17 protein-coding genes, 1 other RNA gene and 2 other annotated features (1 of these 20 cut by a window edge) are annotated in these 20,900 nt (G+C 39.4%); of the genes, 3 read left to right on the top strand and 15 right to left on the bottom strand.

The features are described 5' to 3' along the window. Positions 1 to 29, bottom strand: a binding site (T-box leader); it reaches 182 nt to the left of the window's first position. 46 nt (positions 30 to 75) lie between these two features. The 8 genes from IEV27_RS01075 to IEV27_RS01040 all read right to left on the bottom strand — a co-directional run bounded on the left by IEV27_RS01075 (position 76) and on the right by IEV27_RS01040 (position 7,791). Beyond that, complete coding sequence (locus IEV27_RS01075) at positions 76 to 1,143, bottom strand: AI-2E family transporter (protein WP_188375611.1); 1,068 nt, start codon at positions 1,141 to 1,143, stop codon at positions 76 to 78. After that, the gene (locus tag IEV27_RS01070; RefSeq protein ID WP_188375610.1) at positions 1,143 to 1,319 is read right to left on the bottom strand and encodes a YrzR-like zinc ribbon domain; all 177 of its coding nucleotides are present in this window, start codon (positions 1,317 to 1,319) and stop codon (positions 1,143 to 1,145) included. The genes IEV27_RS01075 and IEV27_RS01070 overlap by 1 nt, the downstream gene beginning before the upstream one ends. Before the next feature lie 52 nt (positions 1,320 to 1,371). Beyond that, entirely contained in the window at positions 1,372 to 3,702 is a 2,331-nt protein-coding gene (recD2, locus tag IEV27_RS01065; protein ID WP_188375609.1) for an SF1B family DNA helicase RecD2, read from the bottom strand. Positions 3,703 to 3,723: 21 nt separating this feature from the next. Continuing rightward, complete coding sequence (locus IEV27_RS01060; RefSeq protein ID WP_188375608.1) at positions 3,724 to 4,386, bottom strand: tetratricopeptide repeat protein; 663 nt, start codon at positions 4,384 to 4,386, stop codon at positions 3,724 to 3,726. A gap of 65 nt (positions 4,387 to 4,451) precedes the next feature. Next, positions 4,452 to 5,564 carry a tRNA 2-thiouridine(34) synthase MnmA gene (gene mnmA, locus IEV27_RS01055; protein WP_188375607.1) on the bottom strand — a complete coding sequence of 371 codons (1,113 nt, stop codon included), beginning with the start codon at positions 5,562 to 5,564 and terminating at the stop codon, positions 4,452 to 4,454. Positions 5,565 to 5,578: 14 nt separating this feature from the next. Further along, on the bottom strand, positions 5,579 to 6,718 hold the full coding sequence (locus IEV27_RS01050; RefSeq protein WP_188375606.1) for a cysteine desulfurase family protein: 1,140 nt from the start codon (positions 6,716 to 6,718) through the stop codon (positions 5,579 to 5,581). Positions 6,719 to 6,734: 16 nt separating this feature from the next. Then, complete coding sequence (gene cymR / locus IEV27_RS01045) at positions 6,735 to 7,154, bottom strand: cysteine metabolism transcriptional regulator CymR (RefSeq protein WP_188375605.1); 420 nt, start codon at positions 7,152 to 7,154, stop codon at positions 6,735 to 6,737. Further along, on the bottom strand, positions 7,099 to 7,791 hold the full coding sequence (locus IEV27_RS01040; RefSeq protein ID WP_188375604.1) for a YczE/YyaS/YitT family protein: 693 nt from the start codon (positions 7,789 to 7,791) through the stop codon (positions 7,099 to 7,101). Before IEV27_RS01040 ends, cymR begins: the two co-directional genes overlap by 56 nt. A gap of 122 nt (positions 7,792 to 7,913) precedes the next feature. Between IEV27_RS01040 and IEV27_RS01035 the strand changes: the two genes are divergently transcribed. Both IEV27_RS01035 and IEV27_RS01030 read left to right on the top strand, forming a co-directional pair. Further along, positions 7,914 to 9,188 carry a replication-associated recombination protein A gene (locus IEV27_RS01035; protein ID WP_188375603.1) on the top strand — a complete coding sequence of 425 codons (1,275 nt, stop codon included), beginning with the start codon at positions 7,914 to 7,916 and terminating at the stop codon, positions 9,186 to 9,188. Between the two features lie 85 nt (positions 9,189 to 9,273). Then, entirely contained in the window at positions 9,274 to 9,882 is a 609-nt protein-coding gene (locus tag IEV27_RS01030; RefSeq protein ID WP_188375602.1) for an RsfA family transcriptional regulator, read from the top strand. A gap of 50 nt (positions 9,883 to 9,932) precedes the next feature. On the opposite strand, the gene ssrS is transcribed toward IEV27_RS01030, so the two are convergent. The 3 genes from ssrS to hisS all read right to left on the bottom strand — a co-directional run bounded on the left by ssrS (position 9,933) and on the right by hisS (position 13,245). After that, a non-coding RNA gene (gene ssrS, locus IEV27_RS01025) (6S RNA) lies at positions 9,933 to 10,121 on the bottom strand. Between the two features lie 77 nt (positions 10,122 to 10,198). After that, positions 10,199 to 11,968: an aspartate--tRNA ligase gene (aspS, locus tag IEV27_RS01020; protein ID WP_188375601.1), complete on the bottom strand. Its 1,770-nt coding sequence runs from the start codon at positions 11,966 to 11,968 to the stop codon at positions 10,199 to 10,201. Then, a complete protein-coding gene (hisS, locus tag IEV27_RS01015) occupies positions 11,968 to 13,245 on the bottom strand; it encodes a histidine--tRNA ligase (RefSeq protein WP_188375600.1) in 1,278 nt (425 codons plus the stop codon). The genes aspS and hisS overlap by 1 nt, the downstream gene beginning before the upstream one ends. Before the next feature lie 70 nt (positions 13,246 to 13,315). Then, positions 13,316 to 13,547: a binding site (T-box leader), on the bottom strand. A 167-nt stretch (positions 13,548 to 13,714) separates the two neighbouring features. On the opposite strand from hisS, the gene IEV27_RS01010 reads away from it, so the two are divergent. Further along, complete coding sequence (locus tag IEV27_RS01010) at positions 13,715 to 15,196, top strand: N-acetylmuramoyl-L-alanine amidase family protein (protein WP_188375599.1); 1,482 nt, start codon at positions 13,715 to 13,717, stop codon at positions 15,194 to 15,196. A gap of 29 nt (positions 15,197 to 15,225) precedes the next feature. Here IEV27_RS01010 and dtd read toward each other — a convergent pair whose 3' ends face one another. From dtd to recJ, 4 genes are all read right to left on the bottom strand, one after another. Then, entirely contained in the window at positions 15,226 to 15,672 is a 447-nt protein-coding gene (gene dtd / locus IEV27_RS01005) for a D-aminoacyl-tRNA deacylase (protein ID WP_188375598.1), read from the bottom strand. A gap of 15 nt (positions 15,673 to 15,687) precedes the next feature. Next, positions 15,688 to 17,889, bottom strand: a complete 2,202-nt coding sequence (locus IEV27_RS01000; RefSeq protein ID WP_188375597.1) for a RelA/SpoT family protein — start codon at positions 17,887 to 17,889, stop codon at positions 15,688 to 15,690. A 146-nt stretch (positions 17,890 to 18,035) separates the two neighbouring features. Then, positions 18,036 to 18,548 (bottom strand): adenine phosphoribosyltransferase, encoded by a 513-nt coding sequence (locus IEV27_RS00995; protein ID WP_188375596.1) that lies wholly within the window; start codon positions 18,546 to 18,548, stop codon positions 18,036 to 18,038. After that, positions 18,538 to 20,865 carry a single-stranded-DNA-specific exonuclease RecJ gene (gene recJ / locus IEV27_RS00990; protein ID WP_188375595.1) on the bottom strand — a complete coding sequence of 776 codons (2,328 nt, stop codon included), beginning with the start codon at positions 20,863 to 20,865 and terminating at the stop codon, positions 18,538 to 18,540. The genes IEV27_RS00995 and recJ overlap by 11 nt, the downstream gene beginning before the upstream one ends. Positions 20,866 to 20,900 lie beyond the last annotated feature (35 nt).

The following is a 20,900-nucleotide window of genomic DNA, read 5'->3' as shown; positions in this document are numbered from 1 at the left end:
TGTTTACTTATTTCCTTCAGCGTATTGATTAACGTTCATATAGTAATGGTTAGCGCCATTATAGATAATTTCCGCTTATCTGTCAACGTTCATCCGTGCCTGATAAAATTCTTCAATTATTACTTTCAGGCAGGTTAATACAGGTACAGCCACTACCATTCCAGTAATTCCTGCAAGCTCACCCCCAGCTAACAAGGCAAAGATAATGAGGAGGGGGTGAGTGTGAATGCTTTTTCCCATAATATAGGGGGATAACAAATTTCCTTCAATCAGCTGAATAACGACAATAGCAACAACTGTAATTATTAAGGTTTTAATGGAAAGAGTAATCGCTACAATAAGCGCTGGAACAGCACCAATAAGAGGGCCAAAATAAGGGATAATATTTGTTATTCCGGCGACGACGCCTAATACAAGAGGATAAGGTAATCCCGCTGCCCAAAAGCCTAACGTCGCTAAAACTCCCACAAACAAGCTAATTAATAATTGACCTCTAATATAGCCGCCTAATGATTGATTGAGTTTCTTAGTTAAGTGAACGGCTTCCCTTTTCCACTTTCTTGGAATAAGACAGAGCATGGCGTTCATTATGGAATGGTGGTCTTTTAAGAAGTAAAACGTCATCACAGGGATAACGGCTACAAGAACAATTACATTAAATAAACCACTCATACCGGTGATAATAGCCATTAATCTAGTATTCATCCAAGATTCTAACCTAGCAAAGCTCTCTTCTAAACGATCATGGATGCCGTCTGGAAAGCGTTCCGTTTGTTCATACATTTCTTTTGTCCAGCTCTCGTAAGCCTCTATTAAGTTTGGAAGTTGTTCATTTAATAGTTTTATTTGTTGAACCAAGTGAGGGTACCCGCGATATACTCCATAACCAACGAGCAGAAAAAAAGCTAGGAAAATAAGGAGAATAGAAATGGTTCTCTTTAAACCTAACTCCTCTAAATATCGTACGAGAGGATGAAGCAGCATAGCTAAAACTATGGCGATAATGAAAGGCAGAAAAATCCTTCCTATTAATAAAACCACGTGATCATAATGTGGAAACAGCCATGCCAAAAAAAGCAGCATTAGTAAAACAGCGAAAAAGATGGATAAACGTATTCCCCACTTAATTATTCGTTTATTCATTATGAACCAGATTGATAAAAAATATCATTCAACGAACTTAAACTGCCATCTTCTTCTATTTGATTGATATTAATTTTGCCTTTTTCCACGGAAAGCTCCAAACAACAATTCCAGCAGTAGTAATGATCATTTCCAATGCGCCCGAGGTTTTTACTATCACAGTTTGGACATTTCATAGGTCAGACTCCTTTTTCCTGCTAGTCTGCCCTAGAAATGTAATTTTATACCTTACATAAAATCATAAGGTGATAGTTCCGCTTCTTCTTCGTCTTCCACAATCTGCGGAACTGCTTCGGACTGCAGCTTCTCAGCTAACGCAGAAAACCTTAAGTTCGTATCGGTCGTTTGCACACCTTCCAGGAAAGCTCGTTCATCCCCGCAAATAATCAGTGAATGCTTTGACCTCGTGATGGCCGTATATAATAGATTTTTCCTTAGCATTCTCTTAAACCCTCGAACAACAGGCAGAATAACGACTGAGAATTCACTACCTTGAGATTTATGAATAGATGTACAATACGCGTGCATGATGTTATTTAAATCCTTTTTTGGATAAACGACTTCTTTTCCATCATACTCCACTACCACTTGTTCGACCTGGTCTACGTTCTCTTCTGCTCGAAAAATAGCTACAATTTCACCTATGTCCCCATTAAAAACGTGATCCTCTGGCTGGTTGACTAATTGGATCACTTTATCACCTTTTCGGTAAGTGATTTCTTTATAAGTCAAATCTCTTTTTTGTTTACTTTTTGGATTCACTGCTTTCTGAATTTCTTCATTGAGCTTATGAATTCCTACTTCTGTACGATACATTGGCGCAAGTACCTGGACCTCTTTTAATTCGATCCCTTTATCAATCGCCTTTTGTACAATACTTGTCACCAAACTTTTTATCTGCTGTTCTCCAGCAGAAATAAAGTTGAAATCTTTATCTTTTCGAAGAGAAGATGCCTTGCACTCATTATTTTTAATTTCATGAGCCAACTGAATAATTCTTGATCCTTCTTTTTGACGATATACCTCAGTTAATTGAACAGAAGGAACATATTCAGATTTAATAATATCCGTTAATACTTGTCCGGGCCCAACTGAAGGAAGTTGATCTTCATCTCCAACGATCAATACTTGCATGTCTTGGGGAATGGCTCTAAACAATTGATTAGCTAACCAAATATCGACCATGGAGAATTCATCAATAATGAGTACTTTCCCTTCCAAATGATTATTTTGATTCTTATCAAAGCTCTGATGACCATCCCAACCTAACAAGCGATGAATCGTACTGGAAGGAAGACCAGTTGATTCTGTCATTCGTTTTGCGGCTCGTCCTGTAGGTGCAGCCAATACAAAAGGAAAAGGTTCGCCTTGTTCATAATCCCCCGGGTCAATAGAAATATCATTCAGCTTAGCATAAGCTTGAATGATTCCTTTTATTACTGTAGTCTTTCCTGTACCAGGTCCCCCTGTTAATATCATCACTTGAGAATGCAGCGCTTTTTCGATCGCACGGAATTGATCTTCTCCGTAGCTCATCGTTTCCTGTTCTTCTATATCCCCTATAATCTTCAGTAAATCTGCCTGAGTGTACTCTTCTTCCATCTCATTCTCAGTAATTCGTTCTAACTGATGGCAAAAACCGTTTTCTGCATGATAGAGAGAAGGCAGATAGACTCTATCCTCATCAATAAACACGTAGCGTTCTTCTGCTAACTCTATGATTTGCTTTGATAACTCATCAAGGGTGATCCCTTGTTTGTTTCCACCATTTAAAAGAGCATCCACTTGTAGTAAGCAATCCTTCGTCGGTAAATAAACATGACCAGCGGATAAACTTTGCTGCAAAATATATAGACAAGCGGCACGAATTCGAGTCGGATGATCCTCAGGTAACTCTTGCATTTTAGCCATTTCATCTGCGCGATGAAAACCAAAGCCTTCGACGTTAAAAACAAGTTGATAGGGGTCTTCTTCAATAATAGCTAAGGTTTGATCTTTAAAAGCCTGGTATATTTTTTGAGAAAGCTTTAAGCCAAACCCATATTTATTAAGCTGAATCATAACATGTTCAAATCCCTGATGCTCTTTAAGAGAATCGATAAGCTGCTGCTTCTTTTCTTTCGCCAGCTTAGGAATACGATCTAGCACTTCAGGTTCTTGAAGAATTTTAGAAATCGCCTGCTCTCCCAGCTCTTCTACAATACGCTCAGCTGTTTTCTTACCTATACCGTGAAATAAGTCACTAGATAAATAAACAATAAGACCGTCTTTTGTTTCAGGCATAATACGCTGATAGAATTCTACTTGATACTGCTTACCGAATTTCTTATGTTCTTGAAATTCGCCTTGGAAGTAATAAGTTTCACCGTCTTCTAAAGGAGGAAAATGGCCTTTGATTACTAAGCTTTTTTCCGAGAAGTCTTCGTTTGTTTCAATGACATGTATGGAAGCAATCGAGAAATGCTCCGCTTCATTATGGAAGATCATCCGGTTCAATTCACCCTTCACAAAAGGTGTTTCATTTTCATTTGTATCAGAAAAAAGCGTTCGTTCTTCCATTTTCAAGCTTCTCCTTTTTCGTTATTCACCATTTAAAGCTTGCTCGATTTGAGCTTTCCCATGAGCTGCCAGCATGTGCTCTTCATTACACTCTAACGCTTTATTAAAATAATCAAGAGCCAGTGCAGCATCTTCTTTGTGCAAGGCGACTACACCTAAATTGTAATAAGCATCACTATGGTTTTCTTCTAATTGTAGCACAGTCTTCATTGTTTCTTCAGCACCTTCAATTTGTCCATTTTGCGCTAAGCAAAGACCGTATTGAAACTGTATATCTACATCATTCGGATCAAGTTCTACAGCTCGTAATAAGTACGGAAGAGCTAATTTAACATACTCTTGATGAACAAACGTCATGCCTAGCATAAAATAAGCATCCGCTTGATCCAGTCCTTTTTCTATAGCTTGTAAAAATTCGTTTTGTGCTTTTGTATAATTTTCCTGTTCATAATACACAGTACCTAATCCGTAATAGGCCGTCGCCGCAGTATCATCTAATTCAATCGCCTTGTTATAAAAACGTTCTGCTCGTTCTAGTTCATTTAAATGCATTAATAAATTCCCAAAATTAATATATCCAACAGGTTCTTTCGGATTTTCTTCGATCGATTCAGTAAACAGCTTTGTCGCTTCTTCAAATTTTTGATTTTGCATATGTTCAATTGCTTTTTCTAGTTTATTCATTGGTCTCCTCCTACTTAAAACAGCCATGTCCATAACAAGATGGACATGGCTTTGTTGGGCTATTTTTATCCTACATAATCGAGCGCTTTATTTTCTTTCACCACTTGATCAATGGTAGCACCGCCAAGGCATACATCTCCATCATAAAATACAACCGCTTGACCGGGTGTAACAGCGCGCTCGCGTTCATGAAACTGAACGTTATAGGTCCCATCTTCGTTTGGTGTCACGGTAACTGGACTGTCATCTTGACGATAACGGAATTTAGCCGTACATTCAAAAGAATTTTCAGGAGTTGTTCCTTTCGTCCAGCTCGCATCGCTTGCTATTAGTCCATCAGAATAAAGAGCTTCATGATGATACCCTTGTCCTACATAGAGAATGTTCTCTTTCACATTTTTCCCTACAACAAACCATGGCTCTCCTGCTCCTCCGATGCCTAATCCTTGGCGCTGACCTAAAGTATAGTACATTAAGCCATCATGCTGGCCTTTAACTTCACCGTCAAGAGTCTGCATTTCGCCAGGCTGCGCTGGAATATATTCGCTTAGAAATTCTTTAAAATTACGCTCTCCAATAAAACAAATACCGGTGGAATCTTTCTTTTTAGCTGTTGCTAAGTCATGTTCCTCTGCAAGTCGTCGAACTTCTTTTTTCTCTAAATGACCTAATGGAAACATTACTTTAGACAGCACGTCTTGAGTTAGTTGATTTAAAAAGTAAGTTTGATCTTTGTTGTTATCAACCCCGCGAAGCATTTCATAGGTACCGTTAACGTTGCGGACTTGAGCATAGTGTCCGGTAGCTAAATAATCAGCTCCTAAAGCTAAAGCATGGTCTAAAAAGGCTTTAAACTTAATTTCTTTGTTACACATTACATCAGGGTTCGGTGTACGTCCTGCCTTATATTCGTCTAGGAAATACGTAAATACTTTGTCCCAATATTGTTTCTCAAAATTCACCGCGTAATAAGGAATATCTAACTGGTTACACACTCGAATGACATCTTCATAATCTTCCGTAGCTGTACAGACCCCATTTTCATCCGTGTCATCCCAGTTTTTCATAAATATACCTACAACGTCATAACCTTGCTGCTTCAGCAGCAAAGCGGAAACAGATGAGTCAACTCCTCCACTCATTCCGACTACGACACGCGTGTCTTTAGGTTCTTTCATTTTATTTCACCTTCCTAACTCAGTCTTTTTATAATTTGACTGATTCTCTTTCCAGCATCAACTAATTGTTCTTCACTATTCGCTATACCAAAGCTAAACCTAATGGAATTCGTTGTTCTTTCATCTTCAGCTCCATACATTTCTGATAAAACATGGGAAGGCTCTACTGACCCAGCCGTACAGGCGCTGCCGCTTGAAGCGGCTATTCCAGATAGATCAAAATTCGTAAGCAGCGTTTCCACATTCATCCCAGGAAAGCTAATATTAATGATCGATGGGGCACTCATTTCTTCAGAACCATTGATAGAAAACTTCACCTGCTCGCTCTCAAGTGTATCTACAAAAATATCTCTATAGCGCTGGAACATTTCTATTTTTTCCAAACGTTCGTTTTCCATGATTTTAACTGCTTTTTCAAATCCTGCTATACTTGGGACATTTTCTGTCCCTGCCCTGCGTTTACGCTCTTGTTCTCCTCCATGCTGTTGGGCATGAACGACAGTTCCTTCTCTCATATAAAGAAAACCGGTACCTTTAGGCCCATTGATTTTATGGCTCGACACCGCCAATAGATCAACCGGTAGGATTTGAGTATCTATCTCATATAAACCATAGGCCTGAACAATATCTGAGTGAAAATAAGTCTGATGGTCCTTCACAATTTCGGCCAGCTCTTGAATCGGCTGAATCACACCTGTCTCATTGTTTACCATCATCACTGTAACTAATATTGTATCCTCTTTTAATAGGTTGTGAAGATCTTGCGATTTAACACGGCCGTCCTCATAAACAGGTAAATAGCTAACTTCAAACCCTTGGTCCGCTAAATATTCCACAGCATGTAATGTCGCATGATGTTCAATCGGCGTAGTGATGATATGTTTTCCTTTGTGTTGATTCGCTATAGCAGAACCAATAACAGCTAGATTATCTGCTTCTGTTCCTCCACTTGTGAAAATGATTTCTTTTTCATGCGCATTTATACTTTTGGCCACTGTCCTTCTAGCCTCATCTAAAAGTTTTCTTGACTTCCTACCATACAAATGCACACTTGAGGGATTCCCAAACGTTTCTTTAAATGAGGTCATCATGATATCAATTACTTCTGGATGAACAGGAGTGGTAGCTGCATGGTCTAAATAAATAGAATCCATTATCTCCACCTCCTAATTAAATATAAAACATGTACGCATCTTGCGTTTGGTCATCTACATGATCTTTTAGATCTTCTAAGGTTGTCGTATCAAGCACGTCTTTCACGGCATCCCTCACTCTTTTCCATAAAGCTTGTTTTGCGGGTTCCTCATCCTCGATTCCTTCTACCGGGGTAATAGGACCTTCAAGTACCCGAATAACATCACCGGCCGTAATCTCATGGGGATCTTTTGTAAGCATATATCCACCATATGCACCACGTACACTTTTCACTAAGCTTGCATTACGCAAGGGAGCTATCAGCTGTTCTAAATAATGTTCTGATAACTCATTATCTCTAGCGATTTGTTTTAATGAAATTGGACCATCTCCATACTTTCTAGCTAATTCGATCATTATGGTTAGGCCGTAACGACCCTTCGTAGAGATTTTCATATCCTTCACCTTTCCTTATTAAGAAGTTCAATAACTGTTTTGATAACGGAAGCGCGTAACCAACAAAGGTTCCCAGAAATAGCGCAATAAAAACGGTTCCTATTCCTACAGGTCCCCCTAACACCCAGCCTGCTAACGCAACGGTAATTTCGATTCCATTACGCACGGTTGAGACCTTCCACTTCAGCCAGTCGGTGAGAACTAACATTAAACTGTCTCTTGGACCTGCCCCCATATCCGGAGCCACGTATAATCCAATACCTAAAGCAATAATAGCTGTCCCCAAAATAAACACTATAATTTTAGACACCAGCCATTCAGGTTCTGGTAACAACCAATTAAAAAAATCAATAAAAACACCGATTAATACCATATTTAAAATAGTACCAATTTGAGGGATTTGTTTTAAAGCGATTGAACTAAAAACTACAATCACGATCCCTGCAATGACAGACCAAGTACCAACTGTTAATCCAAATTGTTTATATAAACCATAGTGAAATACATCCCACGGTCCTATACCAAAGTCTCTTACTTGCATGGTTAACGATATTCCGAATCCTAATACCACTAAACCTACAATAAAAAAAGACCAGCGCAATCCCGCATTCGGGCGATTTGACCGATCATTCTTCATAGCTGACCTCTCCTTATCTCATTATACCAAACGTTATTATAGCATGAATAGCAAGTCCCTTGCATTTTAATAGCTTTAGACATACGCTTAACGTGATTATCTATGTAAAGGAGCTATTCCTCATGAGTGTTCAACCTTTAGCCTATCGAATGAGACCATCATCTATCGAAGAAATCATAGGCCAAAAACATTTAGTATCTGAAGGAAAAACAATAAACCGAATGGTTAAAGCAAACAGACTAGCTTCTATGATTTTATTCGGGCCGCCGGGAACAGGCAAAACCTCTATGGCTACTGCTTTAGCTAAGCATTTACAATTGCCCCATAAAACACTTAATGCAGTTACCGATAAGAAGAAAGATATGGAAATAGTTGTAGAAGAAGCAAAGATGCATGGTGCAATGGTCCTTATTCTAGATGAAGTTCACCGGTTAGATAAAGCTAAGCAAGATTTCTTGCTCCCCCATTTAGAAAGCAACCGATTAACTATGATTGGGTGCACAACGAGCAATCCCTATCATTCAATCAATCCGGCGATTCGAAGCCGATGTCATTTGTTTGAGCTCTATCAATTGGAAAAAGAAGATATAAAAGAAGCCATTTACAAGGCCATTCAAGACGATAAAGAAGGGTTAGGCAACTTACCCATACAGTTAACAAATGAGGCGCTTGACCACTTAGCATTAAGTGCAAATGGAGATTTACGTGCTGCTTTAAACGGCTTAGAGCTAGCTGCGTTTTCAACACCAGAAAACAAAGAAGGAAAGATCATGATCGATTTAAATGCAGCTGAGGAATGTATGCAGAAAAAAAGCTTTTCTCATGATAAGGACGGCGATGCTCATTATGATGTTTTATCAGCGTTTCAAAAGTCGATCCGTGGAAGTGACGTGAATGCTTCTTTACACTATCTTGCACGACTCATAGAAGCTGGAGACTTAGATAGTATAGCACGACGACTCGTCGTAATCGCTTATGAGGACATTGGTTTAGCCAATCCCCAAGCCGGACCGCGAGCGCTAGCAGCAGTAGAAGCAGCTGAGCGATTAGGATTCCCGGAAGCAAGAATCCCTCTAGCGAATGCTGTAACAGAACTAGCCCTCTCCCCTAAATCTAATAGCGCTTATAAAGCATTAGACGCTGCCTTAGCAGATATTCGTAAAGGTAAAAGTGGAGACGTCCCCATCCATTTAAAAGATTCACACTATAAAGGGGCAGCATCGTTAGGGCGCGGAACAGAATATAAATATCCGCCAAACTATCCAAACTCATGGGTGGACCAGCAATACTTACCCGACTCTCTTAAGAAAGCCAATTATTTTGAACCGAAGACCACAGGAAAATTTGAGCAAGCTCTAAAACAAGTATTTGATAAAATTAATCAACAAAAATCGTAATCAAGTATATTCTTTGTCTTCTTTGGTCACAATAGTAGCAAAATCTGACAAACTATTGTTCTAATAGTTCAACAGGAGGGTTATTATGCCAAAGGTAAGACAAGATGCCTGGTCTCATGAAGATGATCTATTATTAGCAGAAACGGTGCTCCGTCACATTAGAGAAGGAAGCACTCAACTAAAAGCATTTGATGAAGTTGGAGATGTACTCAATCGCACATCAGCTGCTTGTGGATTTAGATGGAATGCTGAAATTCGACAGAAATATGAACAAGCCGTTGAGCTTGCAAAGAAACAGAGGAAAGAGAAGAAACGTAATGAGGCTTCATTTGCCCAGCCTGTAATGACAGCACAGCCAAAGGTTACTAAGTCGAGTGCCCCGCCTAAGAAGAGGCAAGAAACTGTTACGAATCTGTCACAAGTTATTTCTTATTTAGAAACACTTCAAGACAATGATCATAAACAAACTACTTTAAATGAAGAGCTGCAGAAACTTGAAGAGGAAAATCAAACCCTTATTCAAACGAATCAAAAGCTCCAAAGCCAATTAGACTCATTAAAAGAAGACTACCAAGCCTTTATTTCTATTATGGATCGCGCTAGAAAAATGACGATGTTTGAAGAGCAGGAAATTGTAAATAAGCCGTTTTTTCGAATGGAAAAAAACGGGAATCTTGAACATTTAGCAAAATAGAAAGTGCGAGCTTAATCAGCTCGCACTTTCTTTCACATATAAAACAAAAAACCAATCCCAATTGTGCCGTTGCATCATGAGTTTTGAACCCGCTCCAGGCAGGTGGGTGCCTTGCTTCACATTTCTTGCGTCCTCTGAATGTAATAAAGAGGCGTGCATTCCGTGTGAAGACGGCAGGCTCCCGTTTCAAAAATGTTCGGTCAAAACGTACATTCGAACAACGTACACATCAGGATTGGTTTGTTATTTTGTAATCAAATCATAGCATAAATTATTTTGCTAATCAAGCATGGAGATAACGATAATCTCTCCTACTTCAGTCCTGTTTTTTTCTTTTTAGCTTCAGATTCAGCTCATCTAATTGGGCTTCACTTACTTTTCCAGGCGCATCTGTTAATGGATCCTGAGCAGATGCGGTTTTAGGAAATAGGATCGTATCACGCAAGTTTGTTCGTCCCGCTAATAACATGATGAAGCGGTCAAACCCTAATGCAATTCCTCCATGAGGTGGTGTACCATATTCTAACGCTTCTAATAAAAAGCCAAATTGTTCATCCGCTTCCTCTTTAGAGAAACCTAAAGCTTCAAACATGCGGTCCTGCATTTCTTTTTCATATATACGCAAAGATCCTCCGCCTAATTCATATCCGTTTAACACAATATCATAAGCTTCAGCTCTTGCTTCCTGAGGATGATCAATAATTTGGCTTACATCACCATCAGCAGGCATCGTGAACGGATGGTGTGCTGCAAAAAATCTTTCTTCATCTTCATCGTATTCAAATAACGGCCAGTCCGTCACCCATAAGAAATTAAATGTATTCGGATCAATTAACTCAAGCTTCTTACCTAATTTAAGGCGCAGCGCTCCCAAACTGTCGTAAACTACTGAAGTTTTATCCGCTACAAATAATAGGAGATCTCCTTCTTCTGCGTTCATCGCGCTCATTATCTGAGCAGCTTCTTCTTCGGAGAAGAATTTAGCAATTGGACCGTTTAATTGTCCTTCATTCACTTTAAGCCACGCCAGGCCTTTTGCCCCATACACTTTAACATCTTCCGTTAATTTGTCGATGTCTTTTCTAGAGAAAGCATCAGCTTGGGATTTTACGTTTAATCCGCTCACTTTACCGCCAGATGCTACTGCTCCGCTAAACACTTTAAACCCTGAATCTTTAACAATTTCTGAAAGGGTAATTAATTCTAATCCAAATCGAGTGTCAGGCTTATCAGAACCGAATCGCTCCATCGCTTCATCGTATGGCATGCGTTGAAATGGTGTTGAAATGTCAATTCCTTTCACTTCTTTCATCACTTTGGCCATCATTCTCTCAGTCATAGCCATAATATCCTCTTTAGACATAAACGACGTTTCAATATCGACTTGAGTAAATTCTGGCTGGCGATCCGCTCTTAGGTCTTCATCACGGAAACAACGTGCAATTTGATAATATTTCTCAAAACCGGACATCATGAGCATTTGTTTAAAAAGCTGCGGCGATTGAGGAAGAGCATAAAACTCACCTTCATGCACACGACTTGGAACAAGATAGTCTCGCGCACCTTCAGGAGTACTTTTCGTTAACATAGGAGTTTCCATTTCAAGGTATCCTTCATCGTTAAGGAAATTACGCATAACCTGCGTCGTCTGATGACGAAGCTTGAATGTTTCTTGCATCTCTCTCCGTCTTAAGTCTAAATATCGGTATTTTAACCGAATATCTTCAGCTACTTCAGAATTTTCTTCTATCATAAATGGAGGGGTTTTAGCTTTGTTAAGGACTTGAATGTCATGTACAAGAACTTCGATTTCTCCTGTAGACATGTTTGGGTTAATCGTATTTTCATCTCGGATCACGACTTTTCCCATCACTTCAATTACATATTCACTGCGGATGTCTTCTGCTGTCTTTAACGCTTCAGAAGATTCATCAGGGTTAAATACGATTTGCACCAACCCTGAGCGGTCTCTTAAATCAATAAAAATTAAACCCCCAAGGTCACGGCGCTTTTGAACCCACCCTTTTAGTTTCACATTCTTTTCTTTATCTGCTGGCCGCAATGTACCACAGTGTATTCGTTCCATTATTCGTTCCCTCCTGCCAGCTTTTTGTTTAAAAAGCCAATAATCTTATCCAATGGTAATTCAATTTGTTCTCCTGATTTCATATCTTTAACGGAGACCGCATCTTGTTCGATCTCCCGCTCACCTAAAACAACAACATATTTAGCATGTAAACGATCCGCTGCTTTAAACTGGCCCTTCATCTTTCGTTGCAAATAATCCTTATCTACTTGAACACCAGCCTGCCTAAGCTGGTAGCTTAAACGAACAGCTTCCTTCTCCGCTCGTTCCCCTAAAGCAACAATATAACAATCTAAAGAATCTTCAATAGGCAGCTCAATACCTTCTGCTTCAAGCGCCATTAGTAAACGTTCAATGCTCATAGCAAAACCAATCCCTGAGGTTTCTGGTCCGCCAATATCTTCAACTAGGCCATTATAACGTCCGCCTCCACTTAATGTAGTAATCGCACCAAAACCTTCGGCCTCACTCATAATTTCAAATGCAGTGTGATTATAGTAATCTAAGCCACGAACCAGATTAGGGTCGACCTCATAGGCAATTCCCATAACATCTAAATGTGCTTTTACTTTTTCAAAATACTCACGAGACGTCTCGTTTAAGTAATCTAGTATAGAAGGAGCTGTCGCCATTGCAGGATGATCTTTGTCCTTCTTACAATCAAGTACTCGCAGAGGATTTTGATCTAGACGAACTTGGCAATCTGCACATAGCTCTTCTTTATGAGGAGAAAAGTGCTGAACTAGAGCATTCTTATGATCTTCTCTGCTCTGTTTATCTCCTAGACTATTTAATACTAGTTTTAACGACTTCAACCCAAGTTCCTCGTATGCATTCATAGCTAGAGCCATAACTTCTGCATCAACGGAAGGATCATCGCTTCCCAGTGCTTCAATACCAAATTGCACAAATTGCCTTAAACGCCCTTGCTGTGGACGTTCGTACCGGAACATGGGGCCAATGTAAAATAACTTTGTCGGCTGGTTAGGCAGTCCGAACAACTTGTTTTGAACAAAAGATCTGACTGTAGAAGCTGTGCCCTCTGGACGAAGAGTAATACTGCGTCCTCCACGATCCTCAAAAGTATACATTTCTTTTTGGACAATATCTGTACTATCCCCTACGCCACGTTGAAATAATTCCGTATGCTCAAAAATTGGAGTGCGAATTTCTTTATAATTATAGCGTCGACAAATGTCAGTTAACTTTTTTTCAACATACTGCCATTTTTCTGACGTGCCTGGTAATATATCCTGAGTTCCTCTAGGAGCTCTCATTTTAAATTCCTCCTTAACCAAAGCTAAAATTTTTCAATAAAAAACTCCCGTCCCTTTCTAATCATGATTAGAAAGGGACGGGAGTTTAATCCCGCGTTGCCACCCTAATTGAGACTGAAGTCAGCCTCCACTTTAAACAGTTAACGCCTGTGTACGATCCCATTTACTGCTTCAGCGAAGTTTCAATAGAATACCTAAGAAATGTCTTTCATTTGGATCGTGTAAGAAATGCTCCCAGCCTAAAGGCATTCCCTCTCTGTTTACACTAAAAACCAAACTACTTTTTTCCTAATCGGTTTAATCGATTCATTTAGAATTATGGATACTATCATAAGGTTTCTACTAACATTATGTCAAGTTTAATAAAAAGAATTCCCTTTTTAATTTTTTTGACGAAATAAAAAGGTATATCACCTTTTTTGTCGAAATGTTATATGCATTACAAAATATTGGAGGTGGATCCATAAAAATGAAAGGTTGGCTGGCATTATTATTTATTTTGGCTGGTTTGATTTGGGTTATGCCGGCTACAGCTCACGCTGATACCGCAAACGTTCAAGTGAATAACTTAAACGTAAGGTCAGGTCCAAGTCTTTCTGATTCCGTTTTGGGCAAAGTCCAAAAAAATGAGTCCTATTCAGTCGTTGATAAAAAAGGAGACTGGGTAAAGATCAATTGGAACAATAAGACAGGGTGGGTTGCTAATTGGCTCGTTCAAATCAAGAAAGACGAATCTGTGATATCTAAAGTAGATTATTTACGGGTTCGTTCAAAAGGCAGTTTAACTGCCGCTGTCCGAGGTTACTTAATGAAAAACGAAAAAGTGACCAAGGTCAGTGAATCAGGAAATTGGATAAAAATTGATCGTTCAAAAGGTTCCTCGGGTTGGGTACATAAGGATTATTTAAGTACATACAACAGCGAACAATCGAACAACGGAAACCAATCTTCCAATAGCAGCCAAACATCACTTGGCAAAGTAAACGTGGCTACAGCTGTATTGAATGTAAGAAGCAAAGCAACGACAAACAGTTCGATCTTAAGACAAGTAAGAAAAGGAAGCAGCTTTGAATATCTAGAAGAGAAACAAGGCTGGTACAAAATCAAACTTGATGGAAGTAAAACGGGCTGGGTAGCAGGCTGGCTTGTAACGAAGAAAAATAGTTCTTCTTCAGAACCTAAAGCTGACAAAGAAACAAAGGTTACAATGCAATACAATGCTACAAATTTAAGGTCAGGTCCTTCTACGAATTACAAGGTCCTTGGAAGAGCAAATAAAGGCGACCAATTCAATGTAATTAGTAAAGAAGGTAAGTGGTATAAAATCTCTTACAAAAACAGCCATGCCTATGTAGCGGGATGGATTGTAGATGAGAACAATTCAACTACTCCGACACCTGTTTCCTCGTCCAACCTTTCCGGTAAAACAATTGTTGTCGATGCCGGACACGGCGGGTTTGATCCAGGAGCGATTGGGCGAAGTGGAACATATGAGAAAACTCTTACCTTGCAGACCGCTCAAAAACTTAAGTCGACGCTAGAAAGAAATGGCGCAGATGTAGTTATGACTCGTGCCAATGATTCTTACTTATCGCTTTCAGCTCGGACGGCCCTATCGAATGCTTCCAAGGGAGACGCATTCATAAGTGTTCATTATAATAGTGTTCCCCAGTCTATTAGGGCAACTGGAATTAACACTTATTTTTACAGTTCTACTACGCGAAAGTTAGCTTCAAACGTACAGTCCGGTGTTACTCAAGCAACTGGTCTGCGCGACCGTGGGATACGTCATGGTGATTTTCATGTTATACGATATAACAAGAAACCGTCGATTATGGTTGAACTTGGATTTATTTCTGACGCAAGTGAAGAAAAAACAGTGAAAAGTTCAAGCTATCAAAACAAAGCAAGCCAGGGGATTACCAATGGCCTAATTCAATACTTTAAATAAAAAATCAAGGGATAGAATCCCTTGATTTTTTAACGTTCTTTGCTATCCACAATGAGAGTGACTGGGCCGCTATTGGTTAGACGGACGTCCATCATTTCTCCAAACTGCCCCGTTTCCACATGAATTCCATCATTTTCTACTAATTCATTGAATTTCTCATATAATTGGCTGGCCTGCTCTGGTTTCGCTGCTTTCATAAAATTTGGTCTTCTTCCTTTACGGGTATCTCCGTAAAGCGTAAATTGGGAAATCGAAAGCATTTGGCCTCCCACATCTTTCAACGAAAGGTTCATTTTCTCTTCCTCGTCTTCAAAAATTCTTAGGTGAGGAATCTTAGATGCTAAATAACGAGCATCTTCTTCCGTATCATCTTGAGTTACGCCAAGTAAAATAACGAGACCGTGCTTTATTTGCCCTACAGTTTCTTCTTGTACGACTACACTTGCTTCAGCCGAACGCTGTACCACTGCTTTCACTGTTCATTCCTCCGTTTATTGCATCACTCGGCGCACGGTATAGACATCATGAATTTGTTTAATGCGCTCTACAATTTTTCTTAAATGATCTGTATTTTGAATGAGAATGGTAATATGAATAGTCGCCATCTTATTGCGATCTGATCTTCCTGAAACAGCTGTTATGTTTGTTTTTGTTTCATTAACAGCCTGGAGCACCTCGTTGAGCAAACCTCGTCGATCATAACCCCAAATTTCCAGGTCAACGTGATATTGTTTAGTATCACTTGGTCCTTTTTCCCAATATACTGGAAGGAGCCGAGTTTCTGCTTCTTCGGTTTGCACATTTGGACAATCTGCCCTATGAACAGATACACCTCTCCCCTTAGTAATATAACCGACAATTTCATCACCCGGAACGGGATTACAGCATTTTGATAAGCGGACAAGAAGGTTATCTACCCCTTCTACACGAACTCCAGAATCCTTTTTACCTCTTGAAGAAGAAGTTTTAATTTCCGTCGTAGACACATCAGCTAAAGTCTGTTCTAGGTCTTGTTCTTTTTGGATTTGTTTTCGCAGCTTCTCCGTTAAACGCGTAGCTATTTGGGAAGCGGTGATCCCTTGATAGCCTACTGCCGCAAACATGTCTTCTTCATTTGCAAAGTTGAATTTTTCAGAAACGCGATCCAAATTCTCAGAAGTAAACACTTGTTTTGGTTGTAAGCCCATGTTTCGGATTTCACGTTCAACCGATTCTCGACCTTTAACAATGTTCTCTTCTTTGCGCTGACGTTTAAAGAATTGTTTGATCTTATTTTTAGCTTGAGAGGTTTGAGCCAGTTTAATCCAATCTTTGGAAGGACCGTAAGAATGTTTGGAAGTCATCATTTCCACAATGTCACCAGTATTTAGCTTATAATCTAACGGTTCCATTTTCCCGTTCACTTTTGCTCCTATGGTTTGATTACCGACTTCTGTATGGATTCGATAAGCAAAATCAATAGGTACGGAACCTGAAGGAAGCTCTACCACTTCCCCTTTAGGTGTAAAAACGTACACCATATCCGAAAATAGGTCCACTTTTAACGATTCCATGAATTCTTCAGCATCATGTGTTTCACTTTGAGAATCTAGAATTTCTCTAAACCACGTTAATTTCTCTTCGAAAGAGTGATTGGAAGATGCCTGTCTGCCTTCTTTGTAGGCCCAATGAGCCGCGATACCATACTCTGCAACGTGCATTTCATGTGTTCGAATTTGAACCTCAAGAGGATCTCCCTTTGGTCCAATTACAGTGGTATGCAAGGATTGATAAAGATTAGGTTTCGGCATTGCTATATAATCTTTAAAACGCCCTGGCATAGGCTTCCAGCACGTATGAATTATACCAAGAACGGCATAACAGTCTTTAATACTATTAACTAGTATCCGCACAGCTAATAGGTCATAAATTTCATTAAACTGCTTATTTTGCAGCACCATCTTACGGTAGATACTGTATAAATGTTTTGGTCTGCCATTCAAATCAGCCTCAATATTAACATCCTTTAATTGAGTTCTAATTTCATTCATAACATCATCAATGTAATATTCTCTTTCATTCCGCTTCTGTTTCATTAAATGTACAATTCGATAGTACTGTTGAGGATTCAAATATCGTAAAGCTGTATCCTCAAGTTCCCATTTAATGGTGGAAATCCCGAGCCTGTGTGCGAGTGGGGCAAAGATTTCTAATGTTTCATTAGAAATTCTCCGCTGCTTCTCGGATGGCAAATGTTTAAGCGTGCGCATATTGTGCAGACGATCAGCCAGCTTAATCAAAATAACCCTCATGTCTTTAGCCATAGCTACAAACATTTTTCTATGGTTCTCAGCTTGCTGGGCTTCTTTCGATTTGTATTTAATTTTTCCTAGCTTTGTTACGCCATCAACGAGCATGGAGACTTCTTCACCAAACTCTTTTTCTATATCTTCTAACGTATAATCCGTATCTTCTACTACGTCGTGAAGAAATCCGCCAGCGATTGTCTCGGGATCCATTTCCAAATTAACGAGAATGCCCGCTACTTGAATGGGATGAATGATATAAGGCTCTCCCGATTTACGATACTGCTCGCTATGAGCCTGATTGGCATACTCAAAAGCCCTGCGGATAAACCCCAGATCGTCCTCATTCATGTATTGACCAGCCTGCTCAATCACTTCTTCGGCAGTTAAAATTTTATCCTTCGCCATTCGATCACCCTGATTTCTCTAAGCTTCCTTAAAATGTGATGGTTTGTGTTTCATTATCAAAAAAAGTTCATGAAAAGTAAAGAAAAAACGTTTAAATAATGGAAGGTTAAAACAAAGAGCGCCCTGGATTAGGGCACTCTTTACTCTTAGTATTGCATTAACGTTAGAACATCATAACCATCTAACTTGTCACGGCCATCCAAGTAAGTTAATTCTACAAGGAAAGCGCATCCAGCTACAACTCCGCCTAATTGTTCTACTAGGTTGATGGTCGCTTCTATAGTACCGCCTGTAGCTAATAGGTCGTCGACAATAAGTACACGCTGGCCGGGCTTAATTGCATCCTTATGAATCGTAAGTACATCTTTTCCATATTCCAAGCCATAATCTACTTTGATGGTCTCTCTAGGCAGCTTCCCTTCTTTACGGACAGGGGCAAATCCAATCTCTAGAGCATAAGAAACTGGACAGCCAACAATAAAGCCTCTCGCTTCAGGTCCTACAATTATATCAATTTCTTTATCACGAGAATATTCTACAATTTCATCAACTGCAGACTTAAATGCTTTTCCATTGTCCATAAGCGGTGTAATATCTTTAAACCGAATGCCTTCCTTCGGCCAATCTTCTACAATTGCAATATGTTGTTTATAATCCATTAAAAACTTCCTCCTTGATGGGTTCACGCTGCTGATCGAACCAATCCTTTAATTCTTTATAAGTAGAATAGTAAAGAGCTTGTTCTACAGCTAACTGCTCTTTTCTTTCTTGATAGATTGTTGATTCCGAAAGATCTTTTTGCTGTGGCTTTGACTCGATGGTCACAAGACCATCTTTTATTTTAACAAAACCAAGCTCAAAAAACACCTGGGAAATAAAATTGATCATATTTCCGTTCCATCCTTTACGCGCTGAAAGCTTTTCCCGGTCTTTATTTAAATCAAATGAGTGTCGCTTCATTAGCATACCATAAAACCATTTAAAATGATCTCTTGTTGGCCATGAGGTAAAGAAAGCACTATCATCCACCTGATAGCATGCGTAAATGTTGTCAGGCGCTAATTTTTGAATGGCCTGAGATAACTGAGCAAGACTAGGCGGAAGATCTAATAGTACAAGCCCGTGCAATGGAAAAGATTGAAAACTTTCAATCTCTTCCCCATTAATAATCGGTAATTCGTGCGGAGCATTATGTGCATTATTAAAAGTTAAAGCGACAACGTGCTGATCGTTAGGAAATCCAAGTTTTTTCTCAAGGTGCTTTGATCCTCTATAATCAAACAATTGCCAAGTTTGTACTTTTAAATCCTTAATCATTACTTGTACATTCTTTCTTCCATTCCATTCATTAATCCCTAGTTCACCTATGACTTCAAGATCAGAAGCTGGGGATATCCTAGTATATAAATCTCCCATACCAAAAGCAATGCCATCGAGTTTCTTTTGATTTTTCTTAAACATTAACTTTAAGTGATTTTGTCTACTGCCGATTAATCGTATTTCTTTGGCTTTTTCTTTAATATGAAAAAGAGGTTTAGGATTTCCCATACCAAAGGGACGGAGTTTATTTATTTCTTGGATTTGTTCGAGAGTAACTTCTTCCATATCAACATTCATCTCAACGTTCAGTACTTGTTGATAATCATCATCAGATAATTTCTCCTGAGCTTTCTGACACAATTGACGTCGTACTTCCTCTATATTTTCTGTATTCAAAGTCATCCCGGCAGCTTGAGCATGACCTCCAAAGTGAATGAATTGGTCCCTTACTTCCATGCAGTTTTGAAATAAATCAAAAGCATCGATACTCCTCGCTGAACCTTTTGCCTGGTTTTTCTCAGGATCAATTCCAAGTACGATCGCCGGACGGTCAAATTGACGAACTAATTTTGATGCGACGATTCCAAGTACGCCGGGATTCCATCCTTCTTTAGCTACGACAATGACTTCCCCTAGAGGCTGATCTCCACTTATTAATAGCTCCTCTGCTTCTTTAGCAATCTCCGTGACAATTTTTTGTCTCTCTTGATTAAGCTCATTTATAAATTCTGCCAACTGACTCGCTTCAGACACATCTTCTGTTAAAAACAAATCGACGGCAGGTGAAGCATCCTGAAGCCTGCCAACCGCGTTCACACGAGGGCCTATACTAAAACCCACTGTTTCTTCTTCAATCTCTCCGTCTATACTGCATACTTCTTTTAAGGCTTTGAAACCTACACGTTTAGTTTGGTTTAATGCTTGTAGGCCTAAGAAAACAAGCGCACGATTTTCATCCTTTAATGGTACTAGGTCTGCAATTGTACCAATCGCCACCATGTCCAATAAATGATAAGGTATCTCATCTAAAAGAGCTTGTGCAAACTTAAAAGCAACACCAACGCCGGCTAACTCTTTAAATGGATAATCATTGGACGTTTTTGGATGAATAATAGAAAAAGCATCAGGCAATGCTTCTTGAACTTCGTGGTGATCAGTGATGATTAAATCAATTCCAGCTTCTTTGGCCACATCTGCCTCATGAATCCCTGCAATTCCATTATCTACCGTAATAATTACGCTAAAGCCATCTTGAGCAGCTTGGAGAAAAGCGGCTTCATTCGGTCCATATCCCTCTGTGAAGCGATTAGGAATATAATAGTCACAAATAGCACCAGCTTCTCTTAAAGCTTCAACCATCACGGTGGTAGAGCTGACACCATCTGCATCATAGTCACCGTATACTAGAATGTGCTCATTTCGCTCAATCGCTATTCGTACTCTCTCTACAGCTTCTGACAGTCCATCTAGCAGAAAGGGGTCGTATAGGTCTTCCTGAGATGGATGAAGGAATCGTTTTACTTCCTCGGGCTTGGTAATCCCTCTTCTATTCAACAATTGACTGGTTAACGTAGAAACTCCTTGAAGGCTATTGGAATACCCATCGGTTACACTATCATTATATGTAAATTTCCATTTTGTTTTGCTTTTTAACATAAGTTCACCCCTGACTAATCTATTATACAAGACGC

This window comes from Halobacillus andaensis, from assembly GCF_014636475.1.
GTDB lineage: Bacteria > Bacillota > Bacilli > Bacillales > Halobacillaceae > Halobacillus_A > Halobacillus_A andaensis.
Note: the sequence above shows the minus strand (reverse complement) of the source record. Positions and strands in the feature narration are given on the sequence as shown.

Bases quoted from the DNA above. Each gene is read 5' to 3' on its own strand.
- IEV27_RS01075 (WP_188375611.1), bottom strand. From the start codon at position 1,143: ATGAATAAACGAATAATTAAGTGGGGAATACGTTTATCCATCTTTTTC.
- IEV27_RS01070 (WP_188375610.1), bottom strand. From the start codon at position 1,319: ATGAAATGTCCAAACTGTGATAGTAAAAACCTCGGGCGCATTGGAAAT.
- recD2 (WP_188375609.1), bottom strand. From the start codon at position 3,702: ATGGAAGAACGAACGCTTTTTTCTGATACAAATGAAAATGAAACACCT.
- IEV27_RS01060 (WP_188375608.1), bottom strand. From the start codon at position 4,386: ATGAATAAACTAGAAAAAGCAATTGAACATATGCAAAATCAAAAATTT.
- mnmA (WP_188375607.1), bottom strand. From the start codon at position 5,564: ATGAAAGAACCTAAAGACACGCGTGTCGTAGTCGGAATGAGTGGAGGA.
- IEV27_RS01050 (WP_188375606.1), bottom strand. From the start codon at position 6,718: ATGGATTCTATTTATTTAGACCATGCAGCTACCACTCCTGTTCATCCA.
- cymR (WP_188375605.1), bottom strand. From the start codon at position 7,154: ATGAAAATCTCTACGAAGGGTCGTTACGGCCTAACCATAATGATCGAA.
- IEV27_RS01040 (WP_188375604.1), bottom strand. From the start codon at position 7,791: ATGAAGAATGATCGGTCAAATCGCCCGAATGCGGGATTGCGCTGGTCT.
- IEV27_RS01035 (WP_188375603.1), top strand. From the start codon at position 7,914: ATGAGTGTTCAACCTTTAGCCTATCGAATGAGACCATCATCTATCGAA.
- IEV27_RS01030 (WP_188375602.1), top strand. From the start codon at position 9,274: ATGCCAAAGGTAAGACAAGATGCCTGGTCTCATGAAGATGATCTATTA.
- aspS (WP_188375601.1), bottom strand. From the start codon at position 11,968: ATGGAACGAATACACTGTGGTACATTGCGGCCAGCAGATAAAGAAAAG.
- hisS (WP_188375600.1), bottom strand. From the start codon at position 13,245: ATGAGAGCTCCTAGAGGAACTCAGGATATATTACCAGGCACGTCAGAA.
- IEV27_RS01010 (WP_188375599.1), top strand. From the start codon at position 13,715: ATGAAAGGTTGGCTGGCATTATTATTTATTTTGGCTGGTTTGATTTGG.
- IEV27_RS01000 (WP_188375597.1), bottom strand. From the start codon at position 17,889: ATGGCGAAGGATAAAATTTTAACTGCCGAAGAAGTGATTGAGCAGGCT.
- IEV27_RS00995 (WP_188375596.1), bottom strand. From the start codon at position 18,548: ATGGATTATAAACAACATATTGCAATTGTAGAAGATTGGCCGAAGGAA.
- recJ (WP_188375595.1), bottom strand. From the start codon at position 20,865: ATGTTAAAAAGCAAAACAAAATGGAAATTTACATATAATGATAGTGTA.